15 protein-coding genes are annotated in these 18,529 nt (G+C 71.5%); 7 read left to right on the top strand and 8 right to left on the bottom strand.

Annotated elements, in window-relative coordinates; genetic code table 11:
- Nucleotides 1–78: 78 nt before the first annotated feature.
- Complete coding sequence (locus ACGFIE_RS04780; RefSeq protein ID WP_393290981.1) at nucleotides 79–714, bottom strand: prepilin peptidase; 636 nt, start codon at nucleotides 712–714, stop codon at nucleotides 79–81.
- A gap of 10 nt (nucleotides 715–724) precedes the next feature.
- Nucleotides 725–1,729 (bottom strand): EamA family transporter, encoded by a 1,005-nt coding sequence (locus ACGFIE_RS04775; RefSeq protein WP_393290979.1) that lies wholly within the window; start codon nucleotides 1,727–1,729, stop codon nucleotides 725–727.
- 441 nt (nucleotides 1,730–2,170) lie between these two features.
- Here ACGFIE_RS04775 and ACGFIE_RS04770 point away from each other — a divergent pair, with 441 nt between their 5' ends.
- From ACGFIE_RS04770 to ACGFIE_RS04760, 3 genes are all read left to right on the top strand, one after another.
- Complete coding sequence (locus ACGFIE_RS04770; protein WP_393291297.1) at nucleotides 2,171–2,698, top strand: hypothetical protein; 528 nt, start codon at nucleotides 2,171–2,173, stop codon at nucleotides 2,696–2,698.
- A 408-nt stretch (nucleotides 2,699–3,106) separates the two neighbouring features.
- Nucleotides 3,107–3,562 carry a hypothetical protein gene (locus tag ACGFIE_RS04765; RefSeq protein ID WP_393291295.1) on the top strand — a complete coding sequence of 152 codons (456 nt, stop codon included), beginning with the start codon at nucleotides 3,107–3,109 and terminating at the stop codon, nucleotides 3,560–3,562.
- Between the two features lie 134 nt (nucleotides 3,563–3,696).
- Entirely contained in the window at nucleotides 3,697–4,938 is a 1,242-nt protein-coding gene (locus ACGFIE_RS04760; protein ID WP_393290976.1) for an AAA family ATPase, read from the top strand.
- A gap of 19 nt (nucleotides 4,939–4,957) precedes the next feature.
- On the opposite strand, the gene ACGFIE_RS04755 is transcribed toward ACGFIE_RS04760, so the two are convergent.
- Entirely contained in the window at nucleotides 4,958–5,506 is a 549-nt protein-coding gene (locus tag ACGFIE_RS04755; protein ID WP_393290973.1) for a GNAT family N-acetyltransferase, read from the bottom strand.
- Between the two features lie 134 nt (nucleotides 5,507–5,640).
- Here ACGFIE_RS04755 and ACGFIE_RS04750 point away from each other — a divergent pair, with 134 nt between their 5' ends.
- Together ACGFIE_RS04750 and ACGFIE_RS04745 are read left to right on the top strand one after the other, a co-directional pair.
- Nucleotides 5,641–6,186: a DoxX family protein gene (locus ACGFIE_RS04750; RefSeq protein ID WP_363680744.1), complete on the top strand. Its 546-nt coding sequence runs from the start codon at nucleotides 5,641–5,643 to the stop codon at nucleotides 6,184–6,186.
- 215 nt (nucleotides 6,187–6,401) lie between these two features.
- Complete coding sequence (locus ACGFIE_RS04745) at nucleotides 6,402–7,847, top strand: glycosyltransferase 87 family protein (RefSeq protein ID WP_393290970.1); 1,446 nt, start codon at nucleotides 6,402–6,404, stop codon at nucleotides 7,845–7,847.
- 4 nt (nucleotides 7,848–7,851) lie between these two features.
- Here ACGFIE_RS04745 and ACGFIE_RS04740 read toward each other — a convergent pair whose 3' ends face one another.
- The 5 genes from ACGFIE_RS04740 to ACGFIE_RS04720 form a co-directional block, all read right to left on the bottom strand.
- Nucleotides 7,852–8,280, bottom strand: a complete 429-nt coding sequence (locus ACGFIE_RS04740; protein ID WP_393290967.1) for a molybdenum cofactor biosynthesis protein MoaE — start codon at nucleotides 8,278–8,280, stop codon at nucleotides 7,852–7,854.
- Nucleotides 8,277–9,533, bottom strand: coding sequence for a molybdopterin molybdotransferase MoeA (locus tag ACGFIE_RS04735; protein WP_393290965.1), 1,257 nt, complete (start codon nucleotides 9,531–9,533; stop codon nucleotides 8,277–8,279). Before ACGFIE_RS04735 ends, ACGFIE_RS04740 begins: the two co-directional genes overlap by 4 nt.
- A 77-nt stretch (nucleotides 9,534–9,610) precedes the next feature.
- Nucleotides 9,611–10,081, bottom strand: a complete 471-nt coding sequence (locus tag ACGFIE_RS04730) for a molybdenum cofactor biosynthesis protein B (RefSeq protein WP_393290962.1) — start codon at nucleotides 10,079–10,081, stop codon at nucleotides 9,611–9,613.
- Nucleotides 10,078–10,569, bottom strand: a complete 492-nt coding sequence (gene moaC, locus ACGFIE_RS04725; RefSeq protein ID WP_393290960.1) for a cyclic pyranopterin monophosphate synthase MoaC — start codon at nucleotides 10,567–10,569, stop codon at nucleotides 10,078–10,080. Before moaC ends, ACGFIE_RS04730 begins: the two co-directional genes overlap by 4 nt.
- 259 nt (nucleotides 10,570–10,828) lie before the next feature.
- Nucleotides 10,829–13,927, bottom strand: a complete 3,099-nt coding sequence (locus tag ACGFIE_RS04720) for a BTAD domain-containing putative transcriptional regulator (RefSeq protein WP_393290957.1) — start codon at nucleotides 13,925–13,927, stop codon at nucleotides 10,829–10,831.
- 528 nt (nucleotides 13,928–14,455) lie between these two features.
- On the opposite strand from ACGFIE_RS04720, the gene ACGFIE_RS04715 reads away from it, so the two are divergent.
- Both ACGFIE_RS04715 and ACGFIE_RS04710 read left to right on the top strand, forming a co-directional pair.
- Nucleotides 14,456–16,984 (top strand): putative bifunctional diguanylate cyclase/phosphodiesterase, encoded by a 2,529-nt coding sequence (locus ACGFIE_RS04715; RefSeq protein ID WP_393290954.1) that lies wholly within the window; start codon nucleotides 14,456–14,458, stop codon nucleotides 16,982–16,984.
- A gap of 186 nt (nucleotides 16,985–17,170) precedes the next feature.
- Nucleotides 17,171–18,505, top strand: coding sequence for a glycosyltransferase 87 family protein (locus ACGFIE_RS04710; protein WP_393290951.1), 1,335 nt, complete (start codon nucleotides 17,171–17,173; stop codon nucleotides 18,503–18,505).
- The last annotated feature ends 24 nt before the right edge of the window (nucleotides 18,506–18,529 follow it).

The following is an 18,529-nucleotide window of genomic DNA, read 5'->3' as shown; positions in this document are numbered from 1 at the left end:
CGTGTCGTGGCAACAACTTCATGATCGACGCGGTGGTCCGACGGCCACGCGCGGGGGTTTGGGGCGGAGACGAGGGGGTCAGGGTAGGAGGGTGGCTAGCCACGCTCCCGCCAGCAGGGCCGGGCCGACGGGCAGCAACGTGTCGCGGCGGATCTTTCGGGCCGCCAGCAGGCCGAGAACCAGGGCGCCGTGCAGCAGATGCGGCAGGAGCAGCCCGGCCAGCAGGGCGTCGCGACCCAGCCAGCCGAGGGGCAGCCCGAGGACCGCGGCGAGTTTCACGTCCCCGAAGCCCAGCCGGGACCCCGGCAGCAGGGCCAGCAGCACGTGCGCCGCACCGGAGACAGCCGCGCCCACAAGCGTGCCGACCAACCGCCCGGGGGTGCCGGACAGCAGAGCCGCCCCGGTCAGGCCGCCGAGCGCCAGCAGGCCGGCGACCGCGACCAGCGGATCGGGCAACCGCAGGCACGCCAGGTCGACCACGGCCAGCACCAGCCCCACCGCCGCCACCGCGAGGAGGACCGGCAACGCCGGGTCGTCACCGCGGGCGCCGACGAGCCCGGCGAACACCACGGCCGCGACCACCGGGCTGAGCCAACCGCCGCGCCGAGGCCCCGGCCGGCTCGGCGCACTGCCGAAGCGCCGGGCAATCCGGGGTACGGCGATTCCGACCACCGCCCCCAGCAGCGCGGCCGGCACCAGCGCAGCGGCCGACATGGGCCGGACGTTACCGCCGCTCCGCCGTCGACGCGGTCCCCGATCGTGGTCCCGCGCCTTTCCGGCGCGGGCGTTCCGTGCTCACCACCAGGGCCACCCCGGCGACGATGACCGCCCCGCCGAGCAGCACCTGCGGGGTGATCGGCTCGGACACCAGCAGCGCCCCGAGCGCCACCGCGACCGCCGGGTTCACGTACGCGTACGTCGAGACCAGCGAGATCGGCGCGTTCTGCAGCAGCCAGACGTACGCGGTGAAGGCCACCAGCGAGCCGGCCACCATGAGGTAGCCCAACGCCAGCCAGGACCGGGTGCTGACCGTCGTCGGGTGGAACTCCCGCAGCTCGCCCCGGCCGGCGGCGACGACTGCCAGCGCCACCGCGCCGGCCACCATCTCGTACACCGTCGCGACGAACGGGTCGCTGGGCATCCCGATCCGTCCGGACAGGAACGACCCGACCGACCACGCGACGGCCCCCGCCACCACCGTCAGCGCGCCGACCAGCGGCACCGCGTCCGCGCTGCCGGCGGGCAGCACCAGCAGGACCAGCCCGACGAAGCCGAGCGTGACCCCGGCGAACGTCCAGACCCCGGGCCGGTCCCCGGTGGCCGAGCGCAGCAGCACCACGAGCAGCGGCACGGTCGCCACCAGCAGTGCCGCGATTCCGGACGGCAACGCCACCCCGGGCGGCCCGGATTCGGCGAGCACCACCAGGCCGTTGCCACCGGCGAGCAGGAGCACCCCGACCAGCGCGGCGGCACCGAGCTGCCGACGCCGCACGCGGAGCGCGCCCGGCCCGCGGCGCAACCGCAGCACCACCGCCAGCACCAGACCGGCGACGGCGAACCGCAGGGCTGCCGACAGCAACGACGGCAGCGTCTCCACCGCGACCCGGATCGCCAGATAGGTGGAGCCCCACAGCAGGTAGACCACGATCAGCGCGGTCCAGACCAGGGTTGGCGCGGTGGCCGCGCGGCGGCCCGACAGGGCGGCGGCGCTCGGCGGGGATGAGCTCATCGGTGGACCACGCTACGGTGACCTCGGAGTCCGCGTCGCGCATTGGTGGCCGGCCTCTCACCACTTGTGCAGGAGGGCGGCATGACGAACTACGGACCACCCGGTGAGGGCTTCCGCGGCCCGTGGCGTGGGCAGCGGCCCGACGAGACGCCCGGCCGGCCGCCACAGCAGCCCTATCCGCCGGCCCCCGAGCCCTACCCGCCGACGGTGCACTCCTACCCGCCCGCACCCCAGGAGCGCCCCGGGTCCTACGGCGACTCTCCAGCGGGACCCTACGGCGGAGCGCCCTCGTACGACGGTGAGCGCGGGACACCCTACGGTGCTGGTCAGCCGGGTGCGCCCTATGGCGCCGAGCCCGTCGGTGCGCCCTACGGGGGCGGACGGTACGGCGGGGAGGCCGGAGCACCCTACGGTGGCGCGTACCGGCCGGCCGAGGTGAACATGCCGTACGGCGGGGAGCCGTACCGACCCGACGGCGGCCCCTACGGCGGTGACCAGTCCCCGTCACCGAGCAGGCGCGGGCGGGGTCCGCTGATCGCGGTGGTGGCCGTCGTGGTGCTGCTGGCGGTGGCGGGCGGCGCGTACTGGTTCCTCGCTCGCTCTGACGATCCGGCGACCCCGGTGGCCGCGCCGACCGGTTCGGCCGGTGTCGGGGAGCCCAGCGCGGACGTGACCGAGCCGGCCGGGCCGGTGCCGAGCGCCGCCGCGCCGGAGTCGTCGGCCGATCCGCGGTTCGTCAAGGTCGGCCAGTGTGTGCGCAACGACGGGGCGGCCGGTGGCAAGCCCAAGCTGCTGATCAGCGGCTGTGCAGCCAAGTCGTACGAGGTGCTGCGCCGGATCGACGGCGCGACAAGCGGTGAACGCGACGCCGAGGCGAAATGCGCCAAGGTCGAGGGCTACACCAACTGGTACTTCTTCGACAGCGAGCTGGACACCCTCGACTTCGTCCTCTGCCTGAAGCAGCGCTGATGCCTGACGCAGCGCTGACCACCCACCCCTGGGGATGAGATGACGACCTACGGACCATCGGGTTCCGGGCAGCCGGACGACCCGTACCAACGCCCGCCGACCGGCCCGGACGGCACGTCACCTGTCGACGAGACGGTCCCCCAGTGGGGGCCGCCGCCTCCGCAGCCACCGCAGTGGGGTCCCCCGGCGCAGCCCGCACAGTGGGGTCCCCCGGCCCAGCCCGAGCAGTGGGGTCCCCCGGCGCAGCCCGAGCAGTGGGGTCCCCCGGCGCAGCCCGCGCAGTGGGATGCGCCGCCCGGGCCTTTCCCACCCGCCGGGCCCACCCCCGGCCAGCCGGCGCCGTGGGCCCCGCCGCCCACCGGCGGGTACGGGATGCCACCCGCCCCACCGTCGCCCGGCGGGTACGGGATGCCACCGGCCCCGCCGGCGAAGAGGAGCGGCGGGAAGATCGCCCTCATCGTCGTGCTGGTGGTCCTGCTCCTGGTCTGCCCCTGTCTCGGCCTCGCCGGCTGGGCGCTGTGGAGGGCCGCCGACAGCGACAGTGACTCCGCCGCACCCGCCCCGTCGGTGAGCGCACCCGTCGTCCCCCCGGTCCTGCCCAGCGATCTTCCGAGTCCCAACCTGCCGTCCCCGGACGAGGAGGAGTTCGCCAAGGGGGACTGCGTGGTCAACGACGGCAGCGAGGACAACGCGGCCCTGCGCAAGGTGCCATGTGGCCCGAACACCTACCAGGTGCTGCTGCGCATCCCCGCGACCGCCGACGGAAACCGGTGCAAGACGCTCGCGCCGCAGGCGACCGCGAACTACGTGCACGACAACACGATCGACGTGCTCGACTACGTGCTGTGCCTGAAGAAGCGGTAATCGCTTCCGCAAACTAGGGCTGTCTAGCGTGGACGCTAGACAGCCCTAGTTTTGTCTCGACGGCCTCGACACGCCGGTAGCCTCATCTATCCATGTCTAGCTTCGCAGCTAGAGGGCCCGATATTGTGCGATGCGTGGATCCGGTCCGCAATCCGTACGCCCCGGGCGCCGGCCAGCGCCCGCCCGAACTCGCGGGACGGGGGCGGGAGCTGGACGTCTTCGACATCGTGCTGGAGCGCATCGCCCGGGGGCGGCCCGAGCGCAGCCTCATGCTCACCGGCCTGCGCGGCGTCGGCAAGACCGTCCTGCTCAACACCCTGCGTTCCCAGGCCATCAACCGACTCTGGGGCAGCGGCAAGATCGAGGCCCGCCCGGACCAGTCACTGCGCCGCCCGGTCGCCGCCGCGTTGCACATGGCGGTCCGCGAACTCGCACCCCGGCACCGCGCCCCGGATCGGATCGACGCCTTCCTCGGGGTGCTCAAGGCGTTCGCCCAGCGATCCGCGCCGACCGGCCGCGCCGGGGCCGCATCGAAGCTGCGCGACCGCTGGCAACCCGGCATCGACGTGCCCGCCGCCACCGGCCGAGCGGACTCCGGCGACATCGAGATCGACCTGGTCGAGCTGTTCAGCGATGCCGCCGCTGTGGCCAGCGACGTGGGCACCGGCATCGCGGTCTTCATCGACGAGATGCAGGACGTGGGGCCGGAGGACGTCTCGGCTCTCTGCGCCGCCTGCCACGAGCTGTCCCAGATCGGTGCGCCGCTGATCGTCGTCGGCGCCGGGCTGCCGCACCTACCGGCGGTGCTCAGCGCCGCCAAGTCGTACTCGGAGCGGCTCTTCCGTTACCAGCGCATCGACCGGCTGGACCGGATCGCCGCCGACCAGGCGCTCTGCGCGCCGGCCGAGCGCGAGGAGGTGGAGTACGAGCAGAAGGCACTCGACCTGCTCTACGAGAAGTCCGGAGGCTACCCCTACTTCGTCCAGGCGTACGGGAAGGCGACCTGGGACCACGCGCCACGGTCACCGATCACCGCCGCCGACGTGCGGGTCGCCGCACCCGAGGCCGAGGCCGAGCTGGCGGTCGGCTTCTTCGGCTCCCGGTTCGAGCGGGCCACCCCGGCCGAGCGCGAGTACATGCGGGTCATGGCCACGCTGTCGCTCGTGGAGGGCGACTCCGGCGGTGCGGTCCGCGACGACATGGACGCCGCGGTGCCCACCGCCGAGATCGCCCGCGCCCTCGGCCGGAAGCCGGCCAGCCTCTCCCCGGCCCGCGACGCGCTGATCAAGAAGGGGCTCATCTACTCGGGCGAGCGGGGCACGGTGGCCTTCACCGTTCCGCACTTCGGCAGGTACCTGCGTACCCAGCCAACCTGAGCGCCGCGCCCGCCGACGGTCAGACCCTGGACCAGGGCGCCGGGAAGACCACCTCGCCACGCGGCGGTGGCCCCTCCTCGCTGGTGGACGGCGGCAGCACCAGCCCCTGCCAGGGCTCCCCAAGCCCGGCCCACGGGCTGGTGAGACCCAGCTCGGCGGCCGGCCCGAAGCCGAAACGGCGATAGAAGGCCGGGTCACCGAGGACCACGACCAGCCGTTCGCCCAGCTCGGTGGCGGCGTCCAGAGCGGCCTGCACCACCGCGCTGCCGTGACCGACCCGCTGTCGGTGCGGCGCGACAGCCACCGGCCCGAGCGCCAGGGCCGGCGCGACAGCACCCCGATCGGGTCGGACCCGCACCCGGGTGAGCAGCGCGTATCCGACGACCTCGCCGCCGTACTCGGCGACCATGGCCAGCTCGGGCAGCCAGGCGTCGGTGCCGCGCAGGTCGTCGACCAGCCCGACCTCCGGCGGCGTCGGCACGTCCGGGCGAGCGAACGCCGAGGCCATGACCCGACGCACCGACCCGGTGTCGGCCGGGCCTTCGGGGCGGAGCCGCAGCGTCGTCATCCGCGCGACGTTACCCGTGACGGCCCGTCCATCAGCGATGGTCGCTCGAATCGGCGTGGCGAACGTGCACACCGACCGATACGGATCCGGCGGTTGCCGGGGTAGCAAACGCCGCGACGGGGTATGACTGATCCATGACGCCCGTACGCTCCCTTGCCCGCGCCATGCTGAGCGGCATCTTCGTGGTCAGCGGGTACCGCAACCTCCGCAACCCGCACCGACTGGCCGAGGCCGCCAAGCCGGTGACCGACAAGGTCGCGCCGATGCTCAAGAAGGCGCACCCGAGCTTTCCCACCGAGACCGAGACGTTGATCCGGCTCAACGCGGCGGTGCAGGTCGGCGCCGGGCTGCTGCTGGCCACCGGACGATTCAGCCGGCCCGCCGCGCTGGTCCTCGCCGGCACGCTGGTGCCGGTGACCGTCGCCGGGCATCCGTTCTGGAAGAACGACGACCCCATCGCCAAGAACAACAACGAGATCCACACCCTGAAGAATCTCGGGCTCTTCGGTGGCCTCCTGCTCGCCGCCGCCGACACCGGCGGCAAGCCGGGCATCCGCTGGCGTACGGGTCACCGCATCGGCCACTCTCGACGTTCCATGCAGCGCGCCGTCCGCACCGCCCGCCGCGAGGCCCGGATCGCCGTTCGCTCGGCGGCCACCGCGCGTCGACTCCCCGGCTGACCTGCCTCGATGCGCTTCGGTGTCACCCCCATCCCCCGCTAAGGCCGCGAATTACCTGAACCACCCGGTAGGCGTTAACGCGGTGGAAATGTCAAAAACATGTGTGGGATCGGACACGGTCGCATAACGCGGGAGGCACTGACGTGAGGCGCCGTTCTAGGCTCCGTGCAGGACCTGGACGGGTAGGACGACCTTGGTACGGGGGTGGCCACGCCATGCCGACGGCTGTCGGTAGACGGGCGGACCGCCTCGCCCCAGTTCAACGCATGACGCGGGGGATCGATCGCAGGAACGTCGTACGGGGCGCCATCGTGGCCGCCGTCGCCTATGCCGCATGGCTCGCCATCGGTGAGTTCGGGCGACCGTACAACTTCTTCGATATGAAGATCTACCATGGTGCGGTGGTGTGGTGGGCGAGCGGTCACGAGCTCTATGAGTTCATCGCGCCCGGCACCACCCTTGGCTTCACCTACCCGCCGTTCGCCGGGCTCATGATGCTGCCCATGGCGCAGCTGCCGATCGACGTGGCGGGAATCATCAACGCCCTCGCCAGCATCGCGGCGTTGGCACTGGTGCTGGCCGGTTTGCTCCGCCCCATCGTGGACCGGTTGGGGTGGCCACTGTGGTTCACCGTGGCCCTGGCGGTGCCACTCGCGCTCGCCATCGAGCCCAGCCGGGAAACGTTGGGCTACGGCCAGGTCAACCTCCTGCTGTTCGCGCTGATCATGGCGGATCTGATCGGGCTGCGGTGGCGCTCGCGCAGGGGCACCCACTACGCCGCGACCGACGGCCCGCTGCTGCGTTTCGTCTACGGTGGCGCCTGGGCGGGCGCCGGCATCGGCCTGGCCACGGCGGTCAAGCTCACTCCGGCGTTGTTCATCGCCTACCTGCTGATCACCCGTCAGTGGCGGGTGGCGGCCACCGCGATCGGCACCGCGATCGGCGTGACAATCGGGACCTTCGCGATCGTCGGCGACGAGTCGCGCACGTACTTCGGCAGCGTGCTCTGGCAGACCGAGCGGGTCGGCGCGGCCGACATGACGCCGAACCAGTCGCTCGCCGGCCTGCTGGCCCGGCTGTACGACTCGATCGAGACTCCCGGGTTGCTCTGGCTCGCCTTCTCGGTGCTCATCCTGGCGGTGGGCCTGTCCCGGGCGGCCAGTTCACGCGCCGACGGTGACGAGCTGACCGCGTTCACCCTGGTCGGTCTGACCGCCAACGTGATCAGCCCGATCTCCTGGACGCACCACCTCGTGTGGGTGATCCCGGCGATCATCGTGCTGGCCGACGCGGCCGTCCGTCGACGGGAGGCCAGCAGGGGTCTGGCGCAGCGCACCGGTCAGGGTGCCGCATTCGGTGGCCTGAGCGGGCTCACCGGTCTTCGCCCGCCCATCTGGTATCCCACGCTCACCGGGTTCCGGCACGGCGTCGCCGCCATCGGCCTCTACCTGCTCTTCCTGATCTCCCCCATCTGGCCGTACGAGCACCAACTGCCGGAGGTGTCGCACTATCAGGACGGTCTGTTCGGCGCGCTCATGGAGAACTCGCTGGCCCTCGCCCTGATCGTGCTGGTCGCGGCGCTGCCCTGGCGCCCCGGCGCCGAGCCGGCGTTCTACGGCGAACGGCTCGCCCGGGCCGTGGTGGTCAACGGCCGCCGCTGAGCGGTCAGGGGCAGTTCACCCATTCCTCGCCGCCATCGGCGAAGACCTGGCGCTTCCAGATCGGCAACCGGGCCTTGGCCTCATCGACCAGCCGGGCACAGGCGGCGAAGGCGGCGGCGCGGTGGGCCGTGCTCACCGCGGCGACCAGTGCCACGTCGCCGATGGTCAGCGGCCCGACCCGGTGCGAGACCGCCACCGCGTAGACGTCGGGATCGGCGGCGATCTCGGCGGCCACCTCGCGCAGCACCTGTGCGGCGCTCGGGTGCCCCTCGTACTCCAGGCTCACCACCGGACGCCCGTGGTCGTGGTCGCGTACGACGCCCTGGAAGGAGACGACGGCGCCGGCCCGCCGGTCGGCGACGGCCGCCTCGTGCGCGGCGAGGTCGAGAGGCTGGTCGGTGACCTCGACCACGGTGATCGTCGGCGCGGTCATGAGGTCCGCTCCCCGGACAGCAGCGGCAACGGCACGATCGGCACCCGGTCACCCTGTGCTCCGTTGGTGCCCGGTCGGATGACGGCGAACCCATCGGCGCCCGCGAGGCCGCGCAGCATCGCCGAACCGACGTGCCGCACCGGGTACGCCGTGCCGGCGGCCCGGTCCAGACGGACAAGCGCCAGATGGGTGTGATCGCCGCGCCCCGGCACCGCCTCGGCAAGCGTGGCGTGGGGCAACACCGGCATCGAGCGACCCTGGAGGCCGGCGAGCAGCGGCGCGACGAGTGACACCAGCGCGACGATGGCGGACTGCGGGTTGCCCGGCAGGCCTGCGACGAAGCGGACCCGACCGTCGTGACCAGCCAGCCGGGCGAGCAGCATCGGGAAGCCCGGTCGGACCGCCACCGTGTTGACCACGTAGTCCGCGCCCAACGCCTCCAGGGTCGGATGCAGGTGGTCGACCGGGCCGTGCATCGTGCCGCCGGTGGTGCAGACCAGGTCGGCGTTTGTCAGCGCCGCGCGCACCGCGGCCACGTGCGCGGGCAGCGTGTCGGCCACCGGGCCCACCACGTCCGACGGGCGGACGTGGCAGCCGTACCGGCGCAGCCACGCGGGCACCGCCGGACCCAGCGCGTCGCGCACACGGCCCGCCCCGGGCGGGCCGGCCGTGAGCAGCTCATCGCCGAAGATCAGCAGCGCGGCGCGCGGCGCCCGCCGGACCCGTAGCGTGTCGTGCCCGCAGGAGGCGGCCAGGCCGATCACCGCCGGGTCGACAGGCGTGCCGACCGGCAGAAGCTCCTCATCGGCGTACGCCTCCTCGCCCGGCTGCCGCCACTCCGGCGTCGGCCGGGGAGTGCCGCTGACCAGGCCATCGGCGACGGTGGACTCCTCGATGCGCAGCACGGCGGTGGTGCCCGCGGGCACCATGGCCCCGGTCGCGATCTCGACTGTCGTGCCGTCCTCGACGAGTGGCGTAGGGGTGTTGCCGGCCAGCACCCGGCCGACGACGCGCCACGGTCCGGTGCCGCGCACCGCCCAGCCGTCCACGCTGGAGGTGGGGAAGGCGGGCAGGTCGGTGCGGGTGGTCAGCGGCTCGGCCAGGGTCAGCCCGTCGGTGTCGACAAGCGGACGGGCGACGGCGGGCAGCGCGGCGGCCAGCCCCACCGCGTACACCCGGGACCGCGCCTCCTCCCAGCCTGCCGGCGGGGGCGCGGCGACCCGGTCCGCGGTTGGTGCGGTTTCCGTGCTCACCGACCGAGCCTATCGGGACGGACCGACGTCCGCCGGGCCTGGGCGCGGACCGGCCGGTGGTCGCCGGCGCGGACCGGTCAGTGGTCGCCGCCGCGAAGCTGGTCGACGGTGTGCCCGAGAATCGGCCCGAGCACAGCCAAGCCGTCCCGGGCGCCACCTGTCGAGCCGGGCAGGTTGACCACCAGCATCCGGCCGGCCACCCCGGCCAGCCCTCGGGACAGGACCGAGGTGGGCACCCGCTCACGACTGTGTGACCGGATCGCCTCGGCGATGCCGGGGATCTCGTAGTCCAGCAGAGCCCGGGTCACGTCCGGCGTCCGGTCGGACGGGGTGACCCCGGTGCCGCCGCTGGTCAGCACCACGTCGACGCCGTCGCTGAGGGCGGCGCGCAGGGCGGCGCCGACCGGGTCGCCGTCGGGCACCACCACCGGCTCGTCGACCTGACAGCCCCACTCGCGCAGGCCGGCGACGAGCAGCGGGCCGCTGGTGTCGGCGTAGACACCGGCCGCGGCCCGGTTGGACGCGACGATCACCCGGGCCCGGATCACTGCCGATCCTCCGGCCGGACCCACTCGCCGGTCTTGCCGCCCTCCTTGCGCAGCACCCGGACCGCCTCCACCGAGGCCGCCGGATCAACCGCCTTGACCATGTCGATCAGGGCCAGGCCGGCGACCGCGACAGCGGTGAGCGCCTCCATCTCCACCCCCGTCCGGTCCGCCGTGCGGGCGGTGGCGGTGATCTCCACGGTGTCCTCGGTGAGCCGCAGGTCGACTGTGACACCGTGCAGGGCGATCGGGTGGCAGAGCGGGATCAGCTCCGGCGTGCGCTTGGCCCCCATGATGCCGGCGAGCCGGCCGACGGCCAGCGCGTCACCCTTGGGCAACCCGTCGCGATGCAGCAGGTCGACGACCTCGGGCGTGGTGCGCAGACGGCCCGACGCGACGGCCAGTCGCCCGGTCACCGGCTTGGCGGAGACATCGACCATGCGGGCCGCGCCGGCACGGTCGACGTGGCTGAGCTGCGCGGGTTCGGTCACGACCGTGAGCCTATCGGTGCGGTACGACGCACAGGGGCTCGGAAGGGGCGCGGCCCGGCACTCGCCGGGTGCGACAGCGCTCACCGGGCCGCGCCCCTTTCCTCGCCGGACCCGCCGCCGAAGTCGCTGGGGGGACCTGGCGGCGGGCGCGTGTCGACGACCCGGTTCTGCCCACGGGCAGAACCTCCCCCGTTCGCCGATACGTTCCAGAAGCTACCGGGCCCGGCGATAAGAAATCGATAAGCGACGTTCGCGCAGGTCAGCACCCCGCATCGACGACACTGGCACCCAGTTCGGCGAGGCGGCGCTCGACATCGAGGCGTTCCGGTACGCCCATCCGACGGAAGATCGCCAACGCCCGCTCCCAGTGCCGCCGGGCCTCGGCCGGGTCGATGGCCTTGAAATGCTCCGCGAGGCCCGCCAGTGCACGCCCCTGCTCGTGCGGGTGTGCGATCCGCGTCGCCAACCGCAGGGCCTCGCGGTGCATCTCGGCTGCCGCACGGTCCCGCCCGCGTGCCCGCAGCGTGCGGCCCAGTTCGTTCAACGCCGCGGCCTCGACATGCCGCTCGCCCGAACCGACCGCGAGGGTCCGAGCCAACTCGTGCTCCTGCTTGGCCTCCGCCAAGCGACCAAGACCGCGGTAGGCGATGCCAAGGTCGAGGCGTACCTCTGCCTCGCCGTAGCGGTGGCCGGTGCGGTCGCGAAGCGCCAGCGAGGCCCTGAGGATCCTGATCGCCTGATGGAAATCTCCCATTCGGGTGCGTACCGATCCGATATGGCTGAGAGCGTTGAGCACGTGGAACTCGTTCGAGTTGGTTCGGGCCCAGGCCAGGTGACGCCGGTGAATCCATAGCGCCTCTTCGTAACGGCCCAGTGACGTGAGGGCGATACCAACGTTCGGTAACGCGTTCGGCGCTCCTGCGTTGCCGTAGCCCCGGTAGTCACGCAGATGTTCCATACCGAGTGCCACCGCCTCGGTCAGATTGCCGCTCCAGTAGTGGACCGGGGCAAGATTGGCCTGGTAGCGAGCCGTGTTCAGCACGTCCCGGGATTCCTTGGAAAGCTCGACCGCGCGGGTCAGGTGTTTCAGGGCTTCCCGATTGTCGCCGGTCCGGACGTAAGCGGAGGCCAGGTAATTCTGCATCAGCGCCGTCGACTCGGCGTTGCCCGTCGCCTCTGCCGCTGCCAGCCCCTGCTGGTGGGTCACGATGATGTCCTCGAAGTATCCGCGGATGTAGCAGAATCGCCACAGGGCACGAGCCAGCCGCCAGGCGTGCTCGTGGAAGCCCGCCACATGTGCCGACGCCACCATCGTCACCAGGTCCGCCCGCTCGGCTTCCAACCACTCGGCGCTCGGCTCGCCAAGAGCCTCCAGCAATTCAGGCCGACCGAACGGGAGATGACTGACCTGGCTTTCGATGACAACGGGCTCGATAATCTCAGCAATCCGCAGTGCCGCTGCCAGGGTGAAGTCGAGCAGTTGGGCCAGGGCTGACCGGCGGTCCTGCGCCGAATCGACGTACAGGCATAGCTCGACGGAGTACTGGCGCATGAGGTCGTGCAATCCGTATTGCCTGGAGTTCAGATCCTCCACCAGGTGCCTGTCGGTGAGGTCGTCGAGAGCCGCGTGAGCTTCCGCCACCGTCAGCCCGGTCAGTGCCGCGACCGCCGTTGGGCTGAACCGGCTACCGGGGTACAGACCCAGAAAGCGAAAGACCCGCTTGGTCGACTCGGGGAGAGGTTCGTAGGAGGCGGCGAACACACCGGTGACTGTGCTGTTCTCCCCGGCCAGATGAGGGAGAACCGACGCCGCGCCGGCCATCTGTGCCGCGAGATCCGCCAACCGCCAACCACGTCGGTGCGCCAGCCGGGCGCCGGCCAGCCGAATCGCCAGGGGAAGATGGCCGCACCGCCGGACCACCTCGACCGCTGCTTCCGGCTCGGCGTCGACCCGTTCCCGCCCCACACTCGCGGCCAACAGGTCGACGCCCTCCCCGGACGACATGACCGGCAGGGACTGCGACGCGCCGAGGTCCGGGTGGGTGAGTCGGCGTCGAGACGTCACCAGCACGACGGCGGTGGGCTCGATCGGCAGAAGCGGCTGGATCTGGTCGCTGCTGGCGGCGTTGTCCAGGATGATCACCGACCTCCGGCGGGCCAGTTCGCGTCGCCAGAGTTCCGTCCTGTCGTCGAGGTCAACCGGCACCCGCTCAGGCGGCACCCCAAGCTGGCGAAGCAGGACGACAAGAGCCGACGCCGGTCCAATCAGGTCCTTCTCGCCATGCCCCCGCAGGTCGACGTACAAACGGGCATCCGGGTACCGGTCGCTCAGCCGGCGGGCCAGGTGCACGGCAAGTGTTGTCTTGCCGCTGCCGGCCATTCCGTCGATGACGTGCACGGCCGGTACGCGATCCTCGACACGCCGCGTCTCCGCCAACAGCCTGGCCACGACGGCCTCCCGACCAACGAAGTCGGTGACCGAACGAGGCAGATGATCCACCGCTGCGACTGTGGGCATCTGCTTCGTCGTCGGGTCACCCACCGGTCCTGGTGGGGACCCAGCAAGGCGCCCAGCCGTGCCTTTGCTCAGGCCGGTGACGACGGGTTTCCGGCTCGGCGCCTCGGTGAGGATCCTGCGCCGCAACTTCTCGAGGTTGGCCCCCGGGCGCACCCCCAGCTCCGTCATCAGATGCCTGCGAATCTCGTCGTACGCGACAAGCGCCTCCGCGTTGTCACCGCGCTCGTGCAGGGCCCGCATGAGAAGGAGGTATGTCGGCTCTCGGAGCGGATGAAGGGCAGTCACCGCGCGCAGTGACGGAATTGCGAGATCATCCCGCCCGGATCGCAGATGAACCTCGGCGAGGAGTTCCACGGCCAGAAGACGCTCCTCCTCCGCAGCGACGGTTCGAGCCGTCAGGACGGGCCCAAGCGGGATGCCGGCGAGCATGGGACCCTGCCACCGCACCAAAGCGCGGCCCAGCAGTTCCGACGCACGCGACAGGTCGCCAGCGCCCAGAGCATCCCGGCCAGCGTAAAGCTCGTCCTGGAAGCGGAAGACGTCGATCACATCCGGCCGCAAGGCGAGGCGATAGCCGTTCCCCTGCCGCACGAGAGTCGCGTCCGCGAGCGCTAACGTCTCGAACTCCCGGCGAAGATTGGCCGCATAGGTCCGCACATTCGCCACAGCGGAACGCGGAGGACGGTCGGCCCACAGCTCGTCTATGAGGCCGGACAACGTCACCAACTGGCCTGGCTGGACCGCGAGCATCGCGAAGATTACCCGTTGTTTGGGCGTACCCAGGTGCAACTTGTGGTCGGCAAGCAGCACCTCCAGGCCACCCAGCAGGTTGATCTCCACCGGCCCTCCGAATTCGCGTCTATCGGTGTCTAGCTGATCACACTGGGGAAGGTTAACGGTGGTCAGAATGCAGGCCAACCCCCCAACGAGACACCCCAAATCCACACCGACCAGGCGACGGAGAGCAGATTCTGTCCGACCGGATTGACCCTGAGCCCAAACTGACGGATGAGGCCAGGCGCACATCCTGGCCACACTAGGGAGGAGGCGACAACGCCGATAGCCTCTCCGCAGCGCGCAAGCTGCGGATCGCCAGTGCAGCACGACCGCGCTCCGCTCAGGTGGCATGGACAGACCGTCACAAAGGCCGCTGGCTTGGCTAATGTTGCGTATACCGACATTTATCGCTACTAAAACTGCCCAACTCCTCTTAGGCTCCCATCACGAGAACGGATCCGGAATACGGAAACGGCCGGACGAGTGGAGGGAGCATGCAATGCGCGGCAGCGACTGGTTCTGACATCGAAGTAGCACTGAGCGGTAAGCTCCTGTCGTCAACAGGTAACTGTGGGCGACGACAGGAGCTTCATGAGCCAGGTGTCACCGCAGAGTCCCCGGGCAGATCGGTCGCTTCTGCTGCTCGTCGGTCTCATCGTCGTCATGGCAATCGTTCCCACAGTCATCGCTGGGGCCAACGTGTTGACCCGTCGCCCCGTCTCGGTAGGCGACGGTGCGACATTCGTAGCGCTGACCTTCATGACTGCGCTTGGCACGATCGTCATGGCACCTATCCGAATTCGCTCGACCACACACGGCATCACCTGGGTCGAGACGGCGATCGTGATAGGGCTTGCCGTGGCACCACCCGCCTGGGTGGTACTGGCGACCGGGGCTGGCGTCGGTATCGCATCAGCCATCATGAAGCTGCCGATGATCAAGGCGGCCTTCGGAGTCAGCAAGAACATTCTGGTGGCCGGCGGGGCGGGCCTCACCACGTTGGCCATCCCCTGGCAGTGGCCGTTTACCGGCGTGCTCGAGCTGGCCACTCTGCTCGGGGCGATCTACCTGGTCGCGGCACTGCTCGACGATCTGCTGGCCATCCCGGTGATCGCTCTCGCCACCGGCACGCGGGTGTCCCGTCAATTCCTGAACAACCTTGACCTGCGGATCGCCGGCTTCGGCGTGCGATTCGTCGTTGCTGTCTGCACGCTGCTCATCCTCCGCGAGGATCCCCGACTGCTGCTTGCCGTCCCGCCACTGATGTTGAGCCTGCACCTGGCCTACTCCGCGCGCATCCGCGGCCGCACCGAGCAGCAGGCATGGCAGCGGCTCGCCCGCACCACCGACGCGCTCAACGTGGTCGACCTGGACAACGTGCTGACCACCGCCGTCACCCAGGCCGCCGAGCTGTTCTCCGCCGACGAGGTCGAGATCGAGCTGCGCGACGGCGGGCGCACCGTTCGGGGCGGGACCGCCGGCATCACCTTCGACGGACCGACCGGCACGTCCACCGAGGTAGACGGCACCATCGTGCCCACCCCGCTGGAAGGCCACGACCGCTCCGTCGACATCGGCATCCTGCGACTGCGCTTCCGCGGGCCGGTGCAGCTCTCCGAGCGGGAGCAGTACACGCTGCGCACCTTCGCCTCGGCGCTCTGCACTGCCGTTCGCAACGCCCAGGCGTACGCGGAACTTGCCCGCGTGGCCGACGAGCACGCGTACGCCGCCACACACGACGCGCTCACCGACCTCGCGAACCGACGGCACCTGCTCGACCAGGGCACCGTGCAGCTGAGTGCCCGGCACGCGGACGGGGTGACCGCACTGGTGCTGATCGACCTCAACCACTTCAAGGAGGTCAACGACACCCTCGGCCACGCCGCCGGCGACCAGGTGCTGGTCCAGGTCGCCGATCGGCTGCGACACGCCGCCCAGTCCAGCGATCTGGTGGCACGCCTCGGCGGTGACGAGTTCGCCGTACTCCTGCGGGGTCTGCCGGCCCCCGCGGTGGCCGCGCACCGGGCCGAGACGCTGCTCGCCGCCCTGCACGAGCCGTTCGAGCTGGACGGCATGCGTATCAGCGTCGAGGCCAGCGGCGGGATCTCCGTCGCGCCGGCCAGCGGCGGCATGGCCGAGCTGCTGCGTCGCGCGGACGTGGCGATGTACCAGGCGAAGCGGGCCGGGCAGCGAATCTCCACGTACGCCCCGACCCGGGACACCGCCGACCTGGGTCGTCTCACCCTCGGCGGTGACCTGCCCCGTGCCGTGGCCGACCACGAGTTCATCGTCAACTTCCAACCGATCGTCGACCTGGGCACCGGCGAGGTGACAAGCGCGGAGGCACTGGCCCGTTGGCACCACCCCACGCACGGGCTGATCGATCCGCTGCGCTTCCTGGAGGCGGTGGAGCGTTCGGGAATGCTGCCGGCCTTCGCCGAGGCGATCCTCGACCAGGCACTGATCGCCGCGGTCAACTGGCGCGAGGCCGGCTTCGACGTGCCGGTCGCGGTAAACGTGTCGCCACGCAGCCTGCTCGACGCACGCTTCCCGGGCTCGGTGCTGGCCCGGCTGCGCGCCCACGACCTACCTCCGGACCGGCTGGTGCTGGAGCTGACCGAGACGTTGACGCTCAGCCAACTCGACGTGGTCGACCGGGTGCTCAGCCGGCTCCGCGACGAGGGCGTCCGGTTGGCGCTGGACGACTTCGGCACCGGCTACTCATCCCTCTCCCTGCTCTCCCGGATCCCTGTGCACGAACTGAAGATCGACCGCAGCTTCGTGACGACCATGGGAAGCTCCGCCGAGGCTGCCGCAGTCATCCGCTCCACCCTCGACCTGGGCCGCAGCCTGAACCTGACGGTTGTCGCCGAGGGCGTGGAGAGCGAGCCACAGCGACGCGCCCTCTGGGAGCTGGGCTGCGTTGCCGGCCAGGGCCACCTGTTCGCCCGGCCGATGCCCGCCGGCACCCTGCTCGCCACGTTGCAGCGCGGGTCGGGCGGCCAACCCGGCACCCTGGCACCGCCGCTGCACGACACCGGCGCGGTGGTCCGGCTGAGCCAGACCCGCCGCCAGGCCGGCCGCTCCCGCCCCGACCGCCTTCCCCACCTCCCCGCCTGACAGCACGCCGCCCGGCAAGGCGTCAGCGCTTCTCGCACCAGCACCGGCGAAGGCAGCCCCGCACCGGCACCACCGCCGCTCAGGCGAGCACCGACACGGAGGGCAGAGTCGCCGCCGGTGCGACCGAGGCCGACCGGAGCCCTGCGGACAACCGGGTGAGCAGCGACGTCTGCCAGACTGACGCCCGTGATCGCCGACGCCCCGACCGCCCGCCGCCGTTGGCGGACGCTCGACACCGCTGCCGGCGGCCTCACCCTCGACCTGGGCCTCTACGCCGTCTCGACCCTCTTCGCGGCGATCACCGCGATCACGTCGACCCTGCTCCCGCACCGCGCCTGGGGAACGGTCGCGGCCGCCGGCTACCTGGCCGCCACGCTGGCGGTGATCGTCCAACTCCTCCTACGTCGGCGCAGCCCGGCGTCCCGACTGGTCGGCCTGCCGGCACGCTGGGCGGTGACCGGTTTCGCGTGGGCGAGCACCGCGCTGCTCCCACTGCTCTGGCAGAGCGTCGAGCGGGCCACCGGACGCACCGACCGCGCACAGGAGGAGGTACTGGTCGTCGAGCAGGCCGGCATCCGCCTGCTGGAGCACGGCACGCCGTACCTCGGCCGAGACGCGATCGCCGCCCTGCCCGCCGGGGAACAACTTCTCGGATACACGCCGTACCAACCGGGCATGGCGCTGTTCGGCCTGCCCCGGGCACTCGCCGACACCTGGTGGACCGACGCACGGGTGTGGTTCGCGGTGGGCACCGCGCTGGCACTCGCCCTGGCCGTGGCCGCCCTGCGCACGCCCGGCACCAGCGGCGGGGCTCCTCTGGCGGCGCACCGGTCCGACGCCGCGCTACTGCGGGGCGTGCAGGCCGCCACCGTCCTGCCGATCTGTGCCCTCACCCTCGCCACCGGCGGCGACGACATGCCCGTACTCGCGCTCTGCCTGCTGGCTCTCGCACTCGCCGCCGCCGGCCGGCCCGGCCGGGCCGGGCTCGCGGTCGGGCTGGCCGGCGCGCTGAAGCTGTTCGCCTGGCCGATCGCCCTGGTCCTGATCGTCTGGGGTCTGACCCGGCGAGCCGGCGCCCGGGTCGCGGCCGGCGCTGTCGGGTTGCCCGTCGCCGCCCTGCTCCCGGCCCTGCTTGTCGACCGCGACGCGCTGACCGAGAACGTCCTGCGCTTCCCGCTCGGCCACGGCCTGGTCACCAGCCCCGCGCAGTCCCCGTTCCCCGGTCACCTGATCGCCACCATGCTGCCCGGTGGCCGGCTGATCGCCGCCACCCTCCTGGTCGCGGCCGGAGCGGCAATCGCCGTCCGACTCGTGCTCCGCCCGCCGGGCACCGCCGCCGCCACCGCGCTGATCAGCGGGTACGGGCTACTCGCGGCGATCGCCCTGATGCCCTCCACCCGATTCGGGTACCTGCTGTACCCGCTGGCCCTGCTCGCCTGGGCACCCGCCCTGCACCGCCCGGACACCGCACCGACCACCCCGACGCCCGACCATCTGCCCGGTCGGGCCACATCGGTCTAACCGGCGGGCGGAACGCCGCCGCAC

Origin of the sequence: Micromonospora sp. NPDC049275 (assembly GCF_043197115.1) — a bacterium.
In the GTDB taxonomy this organism is placed as follows: Bacteria; Actinomycetota; Actinomycetes; order Mycobacteriales; family Micromonosporaceae; genus Micromonospora.
The sequence above is the reverse complement of the archived record's forward strand: the minus strand, read 5'-3'. Positions and strand labels throughout refer to the sequence as shown.

What these genes read in the sequence shown, in the direction of transcription:
- ACGFIE_RS04740 (WP_393290967.1), bottom strand. Translation starts at nt 8,280, where the DNA reads ATGACCGCGCCGACGATCACCGTGGTCGAGGTCACCGACCAGCCTCTC.
- ACGFIE_RS04715 (WP_393290954.1), top strand. Translation starts at nt 14,456, where the DNA reads ATGAGCCAGGTGTCACCGCAGAGTCCCCGGGCAGATCGGTCGCTTCTG.
- ACGFIE_RS04750 (WP_363680744.1), top strand. Translation starts at nt 5,641, where the DNA reads ATGACGCCCGTACGCTCCCTTGCCCGCGCCATGCTGAGCGGCATCTTC.
- ACGFIE_RS04775 (WP_393290979.1), bottom strand. Translation starts at nt 1,729, where the DNA reads ATGAGCTCATCCCCGCCGAGCGCCGCCGCCCTGTCGGGCCGCCGCGCG.
- ACGFIE_RS04765 (WP_393291295.1), top strand. Translation starts at nt 3,107, where the DNA reads ATGCCACCGGCCCCGCCGGCGAAGAGGAGCGGCGGGAAGATCGCCCTC.
- ACGFIE_RS04745 (WP_393290970.1), top strand. Translation starts at nt 6,402, where the DNA reads ATGCCGACGGCTGTCGGTAGACGGGCGGACCGCCTCGCCCCAGTTCAA.
- ACGFIE_RS04755 (WP_393290973.1), bottom strand. Translation starts at nt 5,506, where the DNA reads ATGACGACGCTGCGGCTCCGCCCCGAAGGCCCGGCCGACACCGGGTCG.
- ACGFIE_RS04770 (WP_393291297.1), top strand. Translation starts at nt 2,171, where the DNA reads ATGCCGTACGGCGGGGAGCCGTACCGACCCGACGGCGGCCCCTACGGC.
- ACGFIE_RS04780 (WP_393290981.1), bottom strand. Translation starts at nt 714, where the DNA reads ATGTCGGCCGCTGCGCTGGTGCCGGCCGCGCTGCTGGGGGCGGTGGTC.